This window comes from Nonomuraea solani, assembly GCF_900108335.1.
Taxonomy (GTDB): domain Bacteria; phylum Actinomycetota; class Actinomycetes; order Streptosporangiales; family Streptosporangiaceae; genus Nonomuraea; species Nonomuraea solani.
This window is the reverse complement of record NZ_FNVT01000031.1, coordinates 97,094-113,361: the sequence shown is the minus strand read 5'-3', so window position 1 is coordinate 113,361 and position 16,268 is coordinate 97,094. Positions and strand designations below refer to the sequence as shown.

General features: G+C 70.2%; 12 protein-coding genes and 1 pseudogene. 10 read left to right on the top strand and 3 right to left on the bottom strand.

Translation table 11 applies throughout. The annotated features are described in order from the left end of the window. A pseudogene (locus C4V41_RS54730) lies at positions 1–375 on the top strand (TetR family transcriptional regulator); the annotation flags it as partial. 71 nt (positions 376–446) lie between these two features. Here C4V41_RS54730 and C4V41_RS54725 read toward each other — a convergent pair. Beyond that, positions 447–1,259: an SDR family NAD(P)-dependent oxidoreductase gene (locus C4V41_RS54725; protein ID WP_103964002.1), complete on the bottom strand. Its 813-nt coding sequence runs from the start codon at positions 1,257–1,259 to the stop codon at positions 447–449. 94 nt (positions 1,260–1,353) lie between these two features. On the opposite strand from C4V41_RS54725, the gene C4V41_RS54720 reads away from it, so the two are divergent. From C4V41_RS54720 to C4V41_RS54705, 4 genes are all read left to right on the top strand, one after another. Beyond that, on the top strand, positions 1,354–2,019 hold the full coding sequence (locus C4V41_RS54720) for a TetR/AcrR family transcriptional regulator (protein ID WP_200824911.1): 666 nt from the start codon (positions 1,354–1,356) through the stop codon (positions 2,017–2,019). A gap of 116 nt (positions 2,020–2,135) precedes the next feature. Next, positions 2,136–3,308 (top strand): cytochrome P450, encoded by a 1,173-nt coding sequence (locus tag C4V41_RS54715; RefSeq protein ID WP_103964001.1) that lies wholly within the window; start codon positions 2,136–2,138, stop codon positions 3,306–3,308. Positions 3,309–3,444: 136 nt separating this feature from the next. Further along, complete coding sequence (locus tag C4V41_RS63660) at positions 3,445–3,669, top strand: carboxylesterase family protein (protein WP_103964000.1); 225 nt, start codon at positions 3,445–3,447, stop codon at positions 3,667–3,669. A gap of 205 nt (positions 3,670–3,874) precedes the next feature. Further along, positions 3,875–4,852: a formylglycine-generating enzyme family protein gene (locus C4V41_RS54705; RefSeq protein ID WP_103963999.1), complete on the top strand. Its 978-nt coding sequence runs from the start codon at positions 3,875–3,877 to the stop codon at positions 4,850–4,852. Position 4,853: 1 nt separating this feature from the next. Here the strand turns inward: C4V41_RS54705 and C4V41_RS54700 are convergent, their stop codons facing one another. Next, entirely contained in the window at positions 4,854–5,990 is a 1,137-nt protein-coding gene (locus C4V41_RS54700; protein WP_103963998.1) for an SGNH/GDSL hydrolase family protein, read from the bottom strand. Between the two features lie 55 nt (positions 5,991–6,045). Continuing rightward, on the bottom strand, positions 6,046–7,020 hold the full coding sequence (locus C4V41_RS54695) for a LacI family DNA-binding transcriptional regulator (RefSeq protein ID WP_103963997.1): 975 nt from the start codon (positions 7,018–7,020) through the stop codon (positions 6,046–6,048). A gap of 238 nt (positions 7,021–7,258) precedes the next feature. On the opposite strand from C4V41_RS54695, the gene C4V41_RS54690 reads away from it, so the two are divergent. Genes C4V41_RS54690 through C4V41_RS54670 form a run of 5 tightly spaced genes read left to right on the top strand, consistent with a single transcriptional unit; the run spans position 7,259 to position 16,259 of the window. Then, positions 7,259–8,452 (top strand): glycoside hydrolase family 1 protein, encoded by a 1,194-nt coding sequence (locus tag C4V41_RS54690; protein ID WP_103963996.1) that lies wholly within the window; start codon positions 7,259–7,261, stop codon positions 8,450–8,452. Positions 8,453–8,474: 22 nt separating this feature from the next. Further along, positions 8,475–10,676, top strand: coding sequence for a glycoside hydrolase family 3 C-terminal domain-containing protein (locus C4V41_RS54685; RefSeq protein WP_103963995.1), 2,202 nt, complete (start codon positions 8,475–8,477; stop codon positions 10,674–10,676). A 47-nt stretch (positions 10,677–10,723) separates the two neighbouring features. Further along, entirely contained in the window at positions 10,724–12,037 is a 1,314-nt protein-coding gene (locus tag C4V41_RS54680) for an MFS transporter (protein WP_103963994.1), read from the top strand. 17 nt (positions 12,038–12,054) lie between these two features. After that, on the top strand, positions 12,055–13,854 hold the full coding sequence (locus C4V41_RS54675; protein WP_103963993.1) for a glycoside hydrolase family 3 protein: 1,800 nt from the start codon (positions 12,055–12,057) through the stop codon (positions 13,852–13,854). Further along, positions 13,851–16,259, top strand: a complete 2,409-nt coding sequence (locus C4V41_RS54670; protein WP_103963992.1) for a glycoside hydrolase family 2 TIM barrel-domain containing protein — start codon at positions 13,851–13,853, stop codon at positions 16,257–16,259. The genes C4V41_RS54675 and C4V41_RS54670 overlap by 4 nt, the downstream gene beginning before the upstream one ends. The last annotated feature ends 9 nt before the right edge of the window (positions 16,260–16,268 follow it).

Here is a 16,268-nt window from a genome sequence, read left to right as displayed (position 1 = left end):
TGGGTGGGCTGCCTGGTGCGCCCGTTCACCCGGCACCTGGACGCCCTGGGCGCGCCCACCTGGTACGCCCGCTTCCGCGCCCAGGTGATGGCCGACCCGGCGCTCTACCGGATCACGGTCGAGGAATCACTGCCCTCACCGTCACTGCGGCTGCTGGTGGACGGCGTGAACCGGTGCCTGGCCGGCCTGCCCGCCGACGTACGCGAGGCCCGCTGGGCCATGGCGCGGCACGTGATCGTGCACATGTGCGTCGAGCGGGAGCGCGCCCTCGCCGAGGGCACGCCCACCCTCCACCCGAGCTGGGACGACCTGGCCTCAAGTCTGATCGACGCGATCGTCGGACTGCTGCAGGCGCCGGTGACACCTCGCTCATGACGGCCCGGACGGTTCGCACGGGCAGGGTCGCCGGGGCCTGATCCAATGAGGGGCGGGCCATCGCGCGATCCTCAGCCTTGGGCTTGAGTGGACAACTCGGCCCACTCGGCCCAGGTGTCGAGCCGCTCGGCATAGAGCTGTCGTGCGGCCTGATACGGGTGCGCGCCGAAGATGACTCGAAGCGGTGGGTCGTCCGCGTCGGCGATCCGCAGCAGAGCCCGCGCGGCGGCGGCCGGGTCGCCTGGTTCGCGCGCGGGGGCTTCGGTCAGGAGCGCCTCGCGCAGATGGTCGTACATCGGCAGGGGAGCCGACCGGACCGCCCCGGCGCCGAGGTCGGTGCCGTACGAGCCGGGCTCGACGATGGTGACCTTGATGCCGAACTGGGCGGCCTCCCCGGCCAGAGACTCCGAAAGCCCTTCCATCGCCCACTTGGAGGCATGGTAGGCGCCCAGGGTCGGGTAGGCGGCGACCCCGGCGAGGCTGGAGATCTGGATGATGCGCCCGCCGCCTTGCCTGCGTAGGTGGGGCAGCGCCGCCCGGGCCACCCATAGCGGCCCGAAGAGGTTGGTTTCCAGCTGATCGCGCAGGTCCTGCTCGTTCAGCTCTTCGACGGCGCCGTGCACGATGTAGCCGGCGTTGTTGACCACGACGTCCAACTGCCCGAAGTGGTCATGGGTGCGCTGCACGCCGTCGTCCACCGCTGCTCGGTCCCTGACGTCCAGGGTCAGCGGGAGGATCGCCTCGCCGTACGTGGCGACCAGGTCCTCCACGCCATGGAGGTCTCGGGCCGTTGCTGCGACCCGGTCGCCGCGCGACAGGGCCGCACAGGCGAACGCGCGGCCGAGACCACGCGACGAGCCGGTAATGAACCAAATCTTGCTCACAAACCCTCCGTTCGGTAGCGGGCGCCTTGAACTCGATTAAATCATATGCTTGACTAATGTAAATCATATGATTCACTTTGGGTGACCTGGCCTGATGGGGGTGGTAACGATCGTGGGCAAGACGATGCGACAGGAACGGGGAAGCACGACGCGGGACGTGATCCTGACCACGGCGGAGCGCCTCTTCGCCGAGCGGGGGATTCACGCGGTGTCCAATCGCCAGATCAGCGAGGCGGCCGGGCAGGGCAACAGCGCCGCGGTGGGCTACCACTTCGGCACCAAGGCCGACCTGGTGCGCGCGATCGCGCGTAAACACGCCGAGGAGATGGAGGAGCTGCGGGTGTGGATGGTCGCCGACGCCGCCGGCTCCACGGACGTCCGCGACTGGGTGGCCTGTCTGGTGCGCCCGTTCACGGGGCGGCTGGCCGCCCTGGGCAGCCCCACCTGGTACGCCCGATTCTGCGTCCAAGTGACCAGCGACCCCGCCCTCCACCAGATCATGATGGAAGAGGCGCTGACCTCCGCCTCGCTGCGGATGTTCGTGGCCGGCCTGAACCAATGCCTGCCCGGCTTACCGCCCACCGTGCGCGACGAACGCTCGGTCATGGCCCGTCACCTGATCGCCCAGATGTGCGTCGAGCGGGAACGCGCCCTCGCCGAGGGCACCCCTACCCTCCATCCGAGCTGGGATGACCTCGCCACCAGCCTGATCGACGCGATCGTCGGACTCTGGCAGGCCCCCGTGACTCATCACCCGTGACCGGCGCACCGCACGCGGCAGCACCGTCGGACAAGCAAGATCCAAGGAGAGGACGGACAATCGTGGCGAGCACACTTCGCTCTGCGGAAAGCCCTGCAGAGGTTCCAGAGTTCCCCATGACGCGGGAGGCCCGCTGCCCCTTCGACCCGCCCCCGGCCCTGTACGCCCAGCACCGGCAAGGCGCGATGACCCGGGTCCGGCTCTGGGACGGCAGCACCCCCTGGCTGATCACCGGCTACGCCGAGCAGCGCGCCGTACTCGCGGACCCGAGGGTCAGCGTCGACCTCAGCCGCCCCGGCTTCCCCTCTACGGTGCCACTGCCCCCGGGCGGCGTGAAGCGCAGCTTCATCGGGATGGACGACCCGGAGCACGCCCGGCTGCGCCGGATGGTCACCGCGCCGTTCGCCATCAAGCGCATCGAGGCCATGCGCCCGTCCGTACAGAAGATCGTGGACGAGCTGATCGACGACCTGCTGGCCGGCCCCAACCCGGTTGATCTGATGGAGGCGTTCGCGCTGCCGGTACCGTCACTGGTGATCTGCGAACTGCTCGGCGTCCCGTACGCCGACCACGACTTCTTCCAGGACACCAGCAAGACCATCATCAACAGCACGGCGACCCCCGAACAGCGGCAGGCGGGCCACCAGGCGCTGCACGCCTACCTGGACGACCTGGTCGGCGAGAAGCTCGCCCATCCCGGTGACGACCTGCTGTCCGGGCTGGCCGAGCGGGTCACAGCCGGCGAGCTGGACCGGCAGGAGGCGGCCCGGATGGGCGCACTGATGCTGCTCGCCGGCCACGAGACCACCGCCAACATGATCGCCCTGGGCACCCTCGCGTTGCTGGAACACCCCGACCAGTTGGCCCTGCTGCGCGACACCCACGACCCGAAGCTCGTCGCCTCCACCGTGGAGGAACTGCTGCGCTACCTGAACATCGTGCACAACGGACGGCTGCGCGTCGCGACGGAGGACCTCGAGGTCGCCGGCCAGACCGTGCGCGCCGGCGAGGGTCTCATCATGGTCAACGAGATGGGCAACCGCGACCCTGAGGTGTTCGAGGACCCGGACCGGCTCGACCTCCGGCGCGACGCCCGCCGCCACGTCGCCTTCGGCTTCGGCGTGCACCAGTGCCTGGGACAGCCGCTGGCCCGCATGGAGCTGCAGGTGGTGTACGGCACCCTCTACCGGCGCGTCCCGACGCTGAAACTGGCCACCGAGCTGGGCCGGGTTCCGTTCAAATTCAACGGACTGGTCTACGGCGTGCACGAACTCCCCGTCACCTGGTGACCGGCGGAGAACGGTAATGAGGGTGGTGGGATGACTCATTTGATCCTGATCAGACCGTTGCTGACGTTGGGGCGGACCGCAGACATGCGTAAGAAGTGGACAACTGTTAAATCGGTCCTTTTAACAGGGAGTGGCCATGCCTGAACCCCAGGTCCGTATCGCCGTCGGCGTGGTGCGCGGCCGCACGGAAGAGGGCCTGGCCGTCTTCCGTGGCATCCCGTACGCCGAACCCCCGGTGGGCGAGGCCCGTTTCCAGGTACCCCGTCCCATATCCCGGCCGCCAGGCGGGCGAAGTTCGGGGCGTCGACGAAGGTGTCGGCGTACGGGGAGAGCAGGTGCCGGTTCAGGCTGTCGAACATGACGATGATGGCCCTCATCGCGTCGCCGCCCCGGCGAACAGTGGACGACCGCGATTCCGGAATTGCGCAACGGAAGTGCTCCTTGAAAGGGGACGGGATGGCTGACGCTCGTCGCGCCAGACTACAGACACGTGTCGGTGACCCGAGGCTGACAAGAGCCGGCTCCGTCACGGATCCGCAACAGCCTCCGTCTTTCTGGAAAGGCCCATGACCTACCCCGATCCCGAGCGCACCTCTTGCTGCGCCCCGCGCCGGACGGCCGGCACGCGCGCGGAACCGGCGGCGAACACGGCGGCGAACACGGCGCACAGCGGCGCGCATCTGATCGAGCAGTGCCCCATCGAGGCCGGCACCTTCCGCATGGGGGACCCGTTCGGTGACGGCCTGCCCGGCGACGGTGAGTCGCCCGTTCACGAGGTGTGGCTCGACGCGTTCGACATCGACGCGACCACTGTGACCAACGCCGACTTCACCCGCTTCATCGACGCCACCGATCACCGCACCGAGGCCGAGACCGCCGGCTCCTCGGCGGTCTTCCACACGCTGGTGCGTCCGCGCGCCACCGTGATCGGCAGTTCCCCCCGCGCGCCCTGGTGGCTCGCCGTCGAGGGCGCGAGCCGGCGGCGACCGGAAGGCCCGGGCTCCGACCTGTACGGGCGGGAGGACCATCCGGTGACGCATGTGACCTGGAACGACGCCCAGGCCTACTGCGTCTGGGCGGGGCGGCGCCTGCCCACCGAAGCCGAGTGGGAGCGCGCCTCGCGCGGCGGGCTCGAAGGCGCCCGCTACCCCTGGGGCGACGAACTCCTCGACGCGAACGGGCAATGGCAGGTCAACATCTGGCAGGGCACGTTCCCGCGGCACAACACCGGCGACGACGGCTGGCCGGCCACCGCGCCCGTGCGCGCCTACCAGCCGAACGGCTTCGGCCTCTGGCAGACGGTGGGCAACGTGTGGGAGTGGTGCGACGACCCGTTCGACTCCCGCGCCTACGCCAAACGCGCCCGCGCGCAGGAGCCGGCGCACAACCCGCGCCCCCGGGTATCCCCGGTCCTGCGCGTGCTGCGCGGCGGCTCCTACCTCTGCCATGACTCCTACTGCAACCGCTACCGCAACGCCGCCCGATCGTCGAACACGCCCGACTCCAGCATGGGCAACGCGGGTTTCCGGACGGTGGCTCTTTGATCTACCGCAGCGGGCCCTCGTCGCCGAAGGCCAGGGGCAGGAAGCGCTCGGCCATGCGGCGGTAGCCTGCCGCGTTCGGATGCAGGCCGTCGGGCAGGTCGGCGACGTCGTCAGGGCCGAAGAGCGCAAGCCCGTCGAGGACGTGCAAATTCCCGTCGCCCTCCTTGCGGCGCAGACCGGCGTGCTCGTGCAGGAGTTCGCGGACGCGGGTCAGCGTGAGCGCGCCGTTGCCCAGCTCGGCGGGTCGTGCGGCCACGTGGACCTGGTGGTCGGCGCCCACGAGGGTCGGGCCGGGGTGGTCTTCGGCGACCGGGCAGACGATCGGGGTGACGATGAGGATCGGCGTCGTGGGATGACCGTCCCGGATCGTGTCGAGGAATCCGTGGAAGGCCGAGACGAAGGCGCGTTCGCGCAGGGAGTCGGCGTTGACGACGTTGATGCCGAGTTCCAGGCTGATCGCGGCCGCGGGCAGGTCGCGGATGGTCCGGGCGACGAACTGGTCGAGGTGGCACTGGCCGCCGAGGCCGAGGTTGAGCAGCGACCGGCCGGTCCGCCGGGCCACGATCGCCGGCCAGGTCCCGGTCGGGCGCTCGGCCTCGGAACACTGGCTGATGGAGCTGCCGTGGTGCACCCACAGCGGGGCATCGGCCGGCACGGGACGCAGTGACGCCCCGTCGGGGATCCGGACGTCCAGGAACTTCAGCCCCGCCGCAGCGGGGAGCCAGATCTCCACCCGCCGCTCCTCGCCCGCCTCGCCGAGGTCGAACCGGAGAGTGGCGGGCCCGCCCGGCCGGACCTCCATGCCGCCGGTGGCCGTGTCCAGCACGATGAGGGTCTGCTCATCGGCGATCACTGGGGCCCGCAGGTCACCCTCGATCACCAGGTCGAAGGCGGTGCCGACCGTCACGCCGGGCGTCAGGACCTTCGTCAGATCGACGTCGAGCTCCAGCACCGAGGCGTCGGTGAACGCCTCGAACCGGACCCCGGACGGCACGGTGCTCATGAAGTCGAAGCCGAGGTCGCCCAGCCGGGCCCGCGTCGTGCCGCACGAGCGGTGAAAGGTGACGCCTGTCGCGTCGGTGACCGGCTCCACGGCGCCGGCGAAGCAGCGGAGCGCGGCATTTCTGACGGATCGCATGGCGATTCCTCTCGGTACAGGTACAGGGGGACAGGAGAGGCCGGGGAATCGGGCTTCAGGTGGACGCGCGCTGGATCACGCGGGGATTGAAGGAGGCGGGGGTCGAACGCGGCTGCGTGCCGGAAAGGCCGGCGACCACCGACTCGGCGTGGTCGCGCGCGATCTCGTGCAGGTCGAAGACCACGGTGGTGAGGGGCGGGATCGCCACCTGCGCGGTGGGAATGTCATCGGCGCCGATGACGGCGAGATCGGTGGGGGAGCGCAGACCTTGCTCGTGGATGCCGGCCAGGACGGCGATCGCGGTGTCGTCGTTGAAGGCGCACACACCCGTCACCGACTGCTCCGTCCAGCGCCGCACCGCCTGCGCCGCCTCCGGCACCTGCAGCCCGACGGTCAGCGCGACGGGCGGTTCGAGGCCGGCCTGGGCGCAAGCACCGGCCACCCCCCGCAGGCGGTCGTCGGCCATCGGCCGCAGGGCCGCGTCGGCGGTGAGAGCGTAGCCGATGCGCCGATGGCCCCGGCTGATGAGGTGCCCGGCCTGCATCCGGCCGACCTGTTGCATCGAGGAGTCCTCGTACGGGAGAGGCAGGACGACGGTGGCGCCGGCGCGGCGTAGGGCCTGGACGGTGTCGGCGTCGAACGGGTAGAAGCCGATCACCGCCGACGCGCCGACGCTGGCGCAGACGTCCGGCAGCGAACGGCCGTGCGCCCCTTCCAGATGCGTGACGAGGGTCAGGTTGAAGGCCGCGAGCGCGGTGGCGAGCTCCTCGATGAAGCGGCTGATGCTCGACCCGATCGGCAGGTCGGGAACGGCCAGCAACGCGACGTCGCTCCGGCCGGCACGCAGCGCGCGCGCCCAGGCGTGCGGGCGGTAGCCCAGGCGCTCGGCCGCCTCCATGACGCGACGCCTGGTCTCCTCAGGGATCGACTGCCCTGGCGCGTCGTTGAGCACCACGCTCACCGTGGTGCGGGAGACACCGGCCGCCCGGGCAACGTCGGTGCTCGTGATCCTTCTGGCAGGTCGCGTCATGAGTCCTCACGTCTGAGGTGCTGGGGCAGGGGCCCTTCATCCTAAACGGATAGTGACACGTGTCTGTCGTGGGAGTGGCGGTTCGCAGGCCGTTGCGGATCCGTTACGAAGACATCCCTTGTCAGCCCCGGGATATCTGCTGTTAACGTCAGCTCACCTTCTACAGACACGTGTCACCGAAACGTGTCACCAACTTGCACACGCTGAAGCCGTCCAAACCGCCCAAAGGAGCACCTCGTTGACTTTCCCCGCAACCTTTCTCTGGGGCGCCGCCACCGCGCCGCATCAGGTGGAGGGCAACAACCTCAACAGCGACTGGTGGCTGAGCGAGCAACTCGTGCCCGGTCTGGAGCGCAGCGGCGACGCGGTCGACGGCTACCACCGCTATCCCGAGGACATGCGCCTGCTCGCCGAGGCCGGACTGAACACCTACCGCTTCGGCGTCGAGTGGGCGCGCGTCGAGCCCGATCCCGGGCATTTCTCCCGAGCCTCGCTCGCACACTACCGTCGCATGATCGACACTGCGCTGGCCCTGGAGCTCAAGCCGGTCGTCACCTTGCACCACTTCACCGGCCCGCGCTGGTTCGCCGAGCGGGGCGGCTGGATGGCCGACGACGCCATCGACAGGTTCGCCGGCTACGTCCGGGAGGTCACGGGCATCCTCGACGGCGTCGAGTGGGTCTGCACGATCAACGAGCCGAACATGCTCGCCGTGATGGTCGCCATGAGCCGCGCGGCCCAGGCCGGTGACGTCGAGAAGTGGACGACGCCCACCATCGAGGGCGAGACGCGACCGGTGCTGCCCGAACCCGGCCTGGAGATCGGGCGGCGGCTGGCCGAGGCTCACCACGCGGCTCGCGAGATCGTCAAGAAGCACATCGGCGCGGCCGTCGGGTGGACGGTGGCCAACCAGGCACTCACCCCGACCCCGGGCAACGAGGCCAAGCTGCGTGAGGTGCGCTACCTTCGCGAGGACCTGTACCTGGAAGCGGCCCGCGGTGACGACTTCATCGGCGTGCAGTCCTACACCAGCCAGCCCGTGGACGAGAACGGCGTCGTTCCGCACCCGCCCAGCCCGGACAACACCCAGACCGGCTTCGCCTACCGCCCGGACGCGCTGGGCATCGCCGTCCGCCACACCTGGGAGGCGACCGGCGGGGTGCCGATCCTGGTCACCGAGAACGGCATCGCCACCGCCGACGACTCCCGGCGGATCGCCTACACCTCCGAAGCGTTGCGGGGCCTGTCCCAGGCCATGGACGACGGTATCGACGTGCGCGGCTACCTCCACTGGAGCGCGCTGGACAACTTCGAGTGGGGGAGTTGGGAGCCCACCTTCGGGCTGATCGCCGTCGACCGCGAGACCTTCGAACGCCATCCCAAGCCCAGTCTCTCGTGGCTGGGCCACGTCGCCCGTCACGGGCGGCTCTGACCCATCGGCATAAGGAACGCGCGTGCACAAAAAGATCGACATCGTGACGGCCATCGCGGCACTGACGCTGGAGGAGAAGGCCGCGTTGCTGTCCGGGCAGGGCGCCTGGGAGACGGCGGCGGTCGAGCGGGCCGGCATCCGTTCGATCACCCTGACCGACGGCCCGCACGGCCTGCGCAAAGTGGCCCCGGACGCCGAGCAGTTCAGCTTCGAGGCGAGCCTGCCGGCCACCTGCTTCCCCACGCCGGCGGCCCTCGGCTCGTCCTGGGACGCCGGCCTGCTCACGGAGGTCGGTGAGGCACTCGGCGCCGAGAGCCGGGCGGCCGGGGTGGACGTCATCCTCGGACCGGGCGTCAACATCAAGCGATCGCCGCTGTGCGGGCGCAATTTCGAGTACCTGTCGGAGGACCCGGTCCTGACCGGGCGACTGGGCGCGGCGCTGGTGCGCGGCATCCAGAGCCGGGGAGTGGGCGCGTCGGTCAAGCACTTCGCCGCCAACAACCAGGAGACCGACCGCATGCTGGTCAGCGCCGACGTGGACGAGCGCACCCTGCGGGAGATCTACCTGGCCGGCTTCGAGCACATCGTGAAGAACGCCCGGCCATGGACGGTGATGGCCGCCTACAACAGGATCAACGGTGTCCACGCCGCTCAGAACCGCCGGCTGCTCACCGAGGTGCTGCGCGAGGAGTGGGGCTTCGACGGCCTGGTCGTGTCGGACTGGGGCGCGGTCGCCGACCCGGCCGCGGCCGTCGCCGCCGGGCTCGACCTGGAGATGCCCGGCACGAACGGCGTCAGCGCCGCCCGCCTCGTCACCGCCGTGCGGGCCGGGGAGATCGAGGAGGCGGTGCTCGACCAGGCCGTCGCACGCCTGCTCACCCTGATCGACCGCACCGCCGAACCGAGCGGCGAAGCAGACTTCGGCCGACACCACGACCTGGCCAGGAAGGCCGCTGCCGAGTCGGCCGTCCTGCTCAAGAACGACGACGGCATCCTGCCCCTGAACGCCGGAGCACGGATCGCGCTGGTCGGCGAGTTCGCCCGCACGCCGAGGTTCCAGGGAGCGGGCAGCTCCCAGATCAACCCCATCAGGGTCGACAACGCCCTGACCGCGCTGGCCGGCGACTTCGCCGAGCTGTCGTTCGCTCCTGGTTTCCTGTTGTCCGGCGAACAAGACCCGGCACTGCTCACCGAGGCGGTGGCCGGCGCGGCCGTCGCCGACGTGGCCGTGCTGTTCCTCGGGCTACCGGAGGGCGAGGAGTCCGAGGGCTTCGATCGCCGGCACCTCGACCTGCCCGCCGTCCAGCTCGACCTGCTGGCGGCCGTCGCCGAGGCCAACCCGAACGTGGTGGTCGTGCTGGCCAACGGAGGCGTCGTCGAAGTCGCCTCCTGGCGGCACCACGCCACGGCGATCCTCGAAGGGTGGCTGACCGGCCAGGCCAGCGGTGGCGCGATCGCCGATCTGCTGACCGGCCGGGTCAACCCGAGCGGCCGGCTCGCCGAAACGATTCCGCTGCGCCTGGCCGACACCCCCGCCTACCTCAACTACCCGGGACCGACCTACGGTGAGCGCCTGTACGTCGGCTATCGCTACTACGACGCCAAGGACATGCCGGTCGCCCACCCCTTGGGCCACGGCCTGTCCTACACCACCTTCGGCTACTCCGACCTGCGCACCGAGGTGGACGGCGACACCGTGCGGGTGCGGCTCGTGCTCACCAACACCGGCCCGGTCGCCGGCAAGGAGGTCGTGCAGCTTTACGTCGCCGACCTCGACGCCTCCCTCGACCGGCCCGTCCGCGAGCTGAAGGCGTTCACCAAGATCGAGCTCTCGCCGGGCGAGTCCGCCCAGGTCGCGTTCGAGCTCCAGGAACGCGACCTGTCCTACTACAGCCCCGACCACGGCCGCTGGGTTCTGGAGGCCGGCGACTTCGAGATCGCCGTCGGCGCCTCCTCCCGCGACCTGCGCCTGACGGCCACCGTGACGGTGGACGCCCCCGTACTCGCCAAGCCTCTCGGCCCGCACTCGCCCATCCGCGACTGGCTCGCCCACCCGACCGGCGGCCCGCTCCTGCTCAAGGCCATGAGCGCGGGACAGGACGCCTCGGTCCTCACCGACCCGGCGATCTTCCGCATGGTCGAGTCGCTGCCGCTGAGCAGACTCGCCGCGATGAGCGGCGGCCTGCTGGACATCGACCTCCTGCTCGAGACCACCGGGCGCTGACCCTCCCATCTCTGCGAATGCCGCACTCATCCCCCTGCGAGGTTTCCATGGCATTCACCCACGCCGACCAGCCACCCATCGACCCGCCTGCCGCCGGACCGGCCGTCGCGCCCACCGACGACCTGCCCAAGGTGGGCGCCGGCTACATCTGGCTCCTGGTCATCGCCGTATTCGGCGCCTTCATGGCGCTGGTCACGCCCATCTCGATCTCCCTGGCGATCAGGGTCGCCCAGCTCGCCCCCGACAACGAGGAGTATCTCGGCTACGTCACCGGAGCCGGAGCCATCGCCGCGCTACTGACGACCCCGGTGCTCGGGATGCTCAGCGACCGCGCGCGAACCCGGCTCGGCCGCCGCCGACCGTACCTGATCGGCCTGACCGTCCTCGGCGTCGTCGCCCTCGTGGTGCTGGCCCAGGCCCCCACCATCCTGGTGCTCACCATCGGCTGGATGCTGGCGCAGATCGGCTGGGGTTCGGTCATGACCCTGCTGACCGCCTCGCAGGCCGACCGCCTGCCGGAGTCCCAGCGCGGCAAGGTGGCCGGCCTGTCCGGCGTCGTCCAGCAGCTCGCGCCCGTCAGCGGAACGATCATGGCGGGCGCGGTGACGGGGAACAACCTGCTGCTGTTCCTGGTGCCCGGTGCGATCGGCGCGGTGGCCCTGGCGCTGTTCATCGTGTTCGTACGCGAGAGCGACAGCCGCCACCTGCCCAAGGCGGAAGAGCGTTTCAGCGCCCGGCTGCTGATCCGGCCCTACCTCTTCAGCCCGCGCCGCAACCCTGACTTCGCCTGGAACTGGCTCGGCAAGCTCCTGTTCATGGCCGGCGTCACCTTCTACTCGACCTTCACCGCGTTCTTCCTGGCCGACCGGATGGACGTGAGGGTGGCGGACGTGGCGGGGATCATGGCCGCCTTCGGGCTCGGTGGCATCGTCGCCGCCATGATCGGCGCGATCGGCGGCGGGTTCCTGTCCGACAGGTTTCGCCGCCGCCGGATCTTCGTGCTGCTCGGCGGCGCCGTCGTCGCGATCGGCGCGGTCGTCATGGCGCTCTCGCCCACAGTACCGCTGATCATGGTCGGAGCGATGCTGGGCAATCTCGGCATCGGCGTGTTCTCGGCCGTGGACCAGGCGCTGATGCTGGACGTGCTGCCCGACCGGGAGACCGACGCCGGCCGCTACATCGGCATCTACGGCTTCGCCAACTCGATCGCGCAGGGCGTCGCGCCCCTCGTCGCGCCACTGTTCCTGGCGATCGGCGCCACCGGGGCAGACAAGAACTACGCCCTGCTCTTCTACGTCGCGGGAGCTTTCACCCTGGCCAGCGGCCTGGTGGTGCTGCTGCGCGTCAAATCCGTCCGCTGAACGAGAGAAAGAAGTTCATGTCCGAGTGGCTCGTCACCTCACAGGCCCCCGACGGCACCGTCTACCGTGATCTCAACGGCAACGGCGTCATGGACCCCTACGAGGACCCCCGCCTGCCCGTCGCCCAGCGGGTCCGCGACCTCATCTCGCGGATGACCGTCGAGGAGAAGGCCGGGCAGTTCTTCCACCCGATGATCGAGGCCGGCCAGGATGGCTCGCCCGTCGAGACCGGCGCCATGCTGATGCCGCACTCCACCTCGCACACCATCCAGCGGCAGTTCATCACCCACTTCAACGTGATCATGTTGCCGGGCGAGGCGAAGGTCGCGGCGCTCTGGCACAACCGGGTGCAGAAACTCGCCGAGCAGACCCGGCTCGGCATCCCGGTCACCATCTCGACCGACCCGTGCCACTCGGGCGGCGACAATCTCGCCACCTCGATGCTGTCCGGAGCGTTCTCCCGCTGGCCGGAGGCCATGGGCCTGGCCGCGCTGCGCGACGTCGACGCGGTGCGCGAGTTCGCCCGCATCGCCCGCCAGGAGTACCGGGCGATCGGCATCCGGTCGGCCCTGCACCCGCAGATCGACCTGGCGACCGAGCCGCGCTGGGCCCGCCAGTCCGGCACCTTCGGTCCCAGCGCCGAGCTGACCACCGCCTACGTGCGCGCCTACCTGGAGGGCTTCCAGGGCGAATCGCTCGACGCCACCAGCGTGGCGTGCATGACCAAGCACTTCCCCGGCGGCGGCCCGCAGAAGGACGGCGAGGACCCGCACTTCCCGTACGGGCGCGAGCAGGTCTACCCGGGCGGCCTGTTCGACCACCACCTGCAGCCGTTCCTGGAGGCGATCGACGCCGGCACGTCGGCCATCATGCCGTACTACGGCATGCCCGTCGGCGCCGTCCACAAGGGGCGGGCGATCGAGGAGGTCGGGTTCGGCTTCAACAAGGGCGTCATCACCGGCATCCTGCGCGAGGACCTCGGCTACGACGGCGTGGTCTGCACCGACTGGCAGCTCGTCACCGACAGCCCCTACAGCCCGGCGCGGGCCTGGGGCGTGGAACACCTCAGCCGCGCCGGGCGCGTGGCCAGGATCCTGGACGCCGGCTGCGACCAGCTCGGCGGCGAGGAGTGCACCGACGTGCTGCTCTCCCTCGTCGAGGACGGCACCGTCCCCGAGTCGCGGCTGGACGAATCGCTCGCCCGGCTGCTCGCGGTCAAGTTCGAGCTGGGCCTGTTCGACGACCCCTATGCCGAGGCGCCGGAGCGCGCCGGCACCCCGGAGGCCGTCACGGCCGGGTTCGACGTCCAGGTCGGGTCGCTGGTGCTGCTCAAGAACGACGGCCTGCTGCCCCTGGCGCCGACGGCCCGCGTGTACGTCGAAGGCGGCGCCTTCCCCGAAGGGGTGGATCGCCCTGAGGAGGCCGACGTCATCGTCGTCCGGCTCGACGCGCCCTTCGAGCAGCGCGACGGCATGTTCCTGGAGCCGTACTTCCACGCCGGCAGCCTCGACTTCGCCGAGGAGACGGTGGCGCGGGTGCGGGAGCTGGCCGCGATCGGACCGGTGATCGTGGACGTCAAGCTCGAACGCCCGGCCGTCCTGACGCCGCTCGCCGACCTCGCCACCGCGATCGTCGGCAGCTTCGGCTCCGGGAACGCGGCGCTGGCGCACGCCCTGGTGGCCCCGGGCGCGATGCGCGGCCGGCTGCCGTTCCAGCTGCCCCGCAGCATGACCGCCGTCGAACGCAACCAGGCCGACGTGCCGAACGACCTCGACGACGTCCTGTTCCCCGAAGGCTTCGGACTGGAGTACAAGTGATCCGCACGTCCTTCAACGACGGCTGGCAGGTGCGGCCGAAGGTCAACCCCTTCGCCGAGCTGGCCGGGGTGGTGGTCCCGTACCAGGAGGTGACGCTGCCGCACGACGCGATGATCTCGGGCGAGCGGGTGGCTTCCGAGGAGGGTGCTGCCGGCGCGTACTTCCCGAGCGGGGTGTACGAGTACCGCAAGACGTTCTTCGTCCCGGAGGAGCACCGGGGCAAGAGCATCGCGATCGAGTTCGAGGGCGTCCATCGTGACGCGACGGTGCACATCAACGGCGACTACGCGGGCCAGCGTCCTTACGGGTATTCGCTCTTCCGCATCGACGCCGGCCGGTTCCTGCGGTACGGCGAGGACAACGAGATCCGCGTCGAATGCCGCGCCCACCAGGACTCGCGCTGGTACACCGGCGCGGGCATCTACCGCGAGACGTGGCTGCTCGTCGGCGACCTGGTCCGGATCGCGCCCGCGGGCGTCCGCGTCACCACGCCGGACATCGACGCCGAGCGCGCGGTGGTCGAGGTCGCCACGACCGTGCTGAACGACTCGATCGAAATCAGGACGCTCGACCTGGTCACCGAGCTTCGCGACGCCGCCGGGATCGTGGTGGCATCGGGTGGCTCGAAGGTGACCGCGCTGCCCGGCGAGTCCGCGATCGCCCGGCAGCGGTTCTACGTGCGCGACCCCGCTCTGTGGAGCGTCGACGCGCCCGCCCTGTACACCTGCGACGTCAGCCTCACCGGCCTCGACGCCGAGCGGGTCGCCTTCGGCATCCGGTCGCTGCGCCTGGACCCTCAGCACGGCCTGCGGATCAACGGCGAGAGCGTCAAGCTGCGCGGCGCGTGCGTGCACCACGACAACGGCGTGCTCGGCGCGGCCACCTTCGCCCGCGCCGAGGAACGCCGCGTGGAACTGCTCAAAGAGGCGGGCTTCAACGCGATCCGCATGTCCCACCAGCCGATGAGCAAGGCCATGCTGGAGGCCTGTGACCGGCTCGGCATGCTGGTCGTGGACGAGACGTTCGATGTGTGGACCTCGGCCAAGAGCCCGTACGACTACAGCCTGAATTTCCCCGAGTGGTGGGAACGTGACATCGAGGCGATGGTCGCCAAGGACTTCAACCATCCCAGCGTCATCATGTACTCGATCGGCAACGAGATCCCCGAGACCGGCAGCCCGTCCGGCGCCGCCTGGGGCCGCAGGCTGGCCGAGAAGGTCCGCGCCCTGGACGGCACCCGCTACGTCACCAACGCGATCAACAACATGCTGGCCGTCATGTCCGAGCTGGGCGCCTTCATGCGGCAGGCGGCCGAGGACCAGGGCGCGGGCATCAACACCCTGATGGCCGACGCAGGGGACGCGATGAACGCCGTCGCCGTCTCCGACCTGGTCACCGAGCGCACCGCCGAGTCGTACGGCGTGCTCGACGTGGCCGGCATGAACTACTCCGACAGCCGCTACGCGCTCGACCGGGAGAGGTTCCCGGACCGGATCATCCTGGGCACCGAGACCTTCCCCACCCGCATCGACCGCAACTGGGCGCTGGTCCGGCAGTACAGCACGGTGATCGGCGACTTCACCTGGACCGGCTGGGACTACCTGGGCGAAGTCGGCATCGGCCGGGCCCAGTACGCGAGTTCGGACGATGCGCGGCCGCCGCACAACGCCCCGTACCCGCACCTGACGGCCGATTGCGGCGACATCGACATCACCGGCCACCGCCGTCCCGCCTCTTACTACCGGGAGATCGTCTTCGGCCTGCGCAGCCGGCCCTACCTGGCGGTGTGGCGGCCCGAGCACCACGGCAGGACGTTCATCGGCAGCCCCTGGGCGTGGAGTGACACGATCGCGAGCTGGACCTGGCCGGGGTATGAAGGCGAGCCCATCACGGTCGAGGTCTACAGCGACGCTGACGAGATCGAGCTCCTGCTCAACGGCCGCTCGCTGGGACGGCAGCCGGTGGAGCGCTTCCGGACCGCGTTCGAGGCGGCGTACGAGCCGGGCGAACTGCTCGCCGTCGCCTACCGCGACGGCACCGAGGCCGGCCGGGATCTGCTGCGGTCCGCGACCGGCCCCGTGCGGTTGCGCGCCGAGGCCGACCGGCTCACCGTCTCGGCCACGGGCGGTGACCTCGCCTACGTCACCCTCACCCTGACCGATGCCGACGGGACTTCGTACACCTCGGCCGACCGTCCGGTCCGGCTGGAGGTGTCGGGCGCGGGAGTGGCTGCCGGGTTCGGCAGCGCCTGCCCGGCCACGGAAGAACGCTTCGACGCGGCCGAACGCCGCACCCACGACGGCCGCGCCCTGGCCGTCCTGCGCCCCACCGGTCCCGGGAAGATCCACGTGATCGCCACCGCCCCGGACTGCGACCCGGCCGAAATCCTGATCACCGTTGAATAGCAGGGAAGA

Coding starts and splice junctions, on each gene's coding strand:
- C4V41_RS54700 (WP_103963998.1), bottom strand. CDS start 5,990: ATGCGATCCGTCAGAAATGCCGCGCTCCGCTGCTTCGCCGGCGCCGTG.
- C4V41_RS54705 (WP_103963999.1), top strand. CDS start 3,875: ATGACCTACCCCGATCCCGAGCGCACCTCTTGCTGCGCCCCGCGCCGG.
- C4V41_RS63660 (WP_103964000.1), top strand. CDS start 3,445: ATGCCTGAACCCCAGGTCCGTATCGCCGTCGGCGTGGTGCGCGGCCGC.
- C4V41_RS54715 (WP_103964001.1), top strand. CDS start 2,136: ATGACGCGGGAGGCCCGCTGCCCCTTCGACCCGCCCCCGGCCCTGTAC.
- C4V41_RS54695 (WP_103963997.1), bottom strand. CDS start 7,020: ATGACGCGACCTGCCAGAAGGATCACGAGCACCGACGTTGCCCGGGCG.
- C4V41_RS54680 (WP_103963994.1), top strand. CDS start 10,724: ATGGCATTCACCCACGCCGACCAGCCACCCATCGACCCGCCTGCCGCC.
- C4V41_RS54675 (WP_103963993.1), top strand. CDS start 12,055: ATGTCCGAGTGGCTCGTCACCTCACAGGCCCCCGACGGCACCGTCTAC.
- C4V41_RS54720 (WP_200824911.1), top strand. CDS start 1,354: ATGGGGGTGGTAACGATCGTGGGCAAGACGATGCGACAGGAACGGGGA.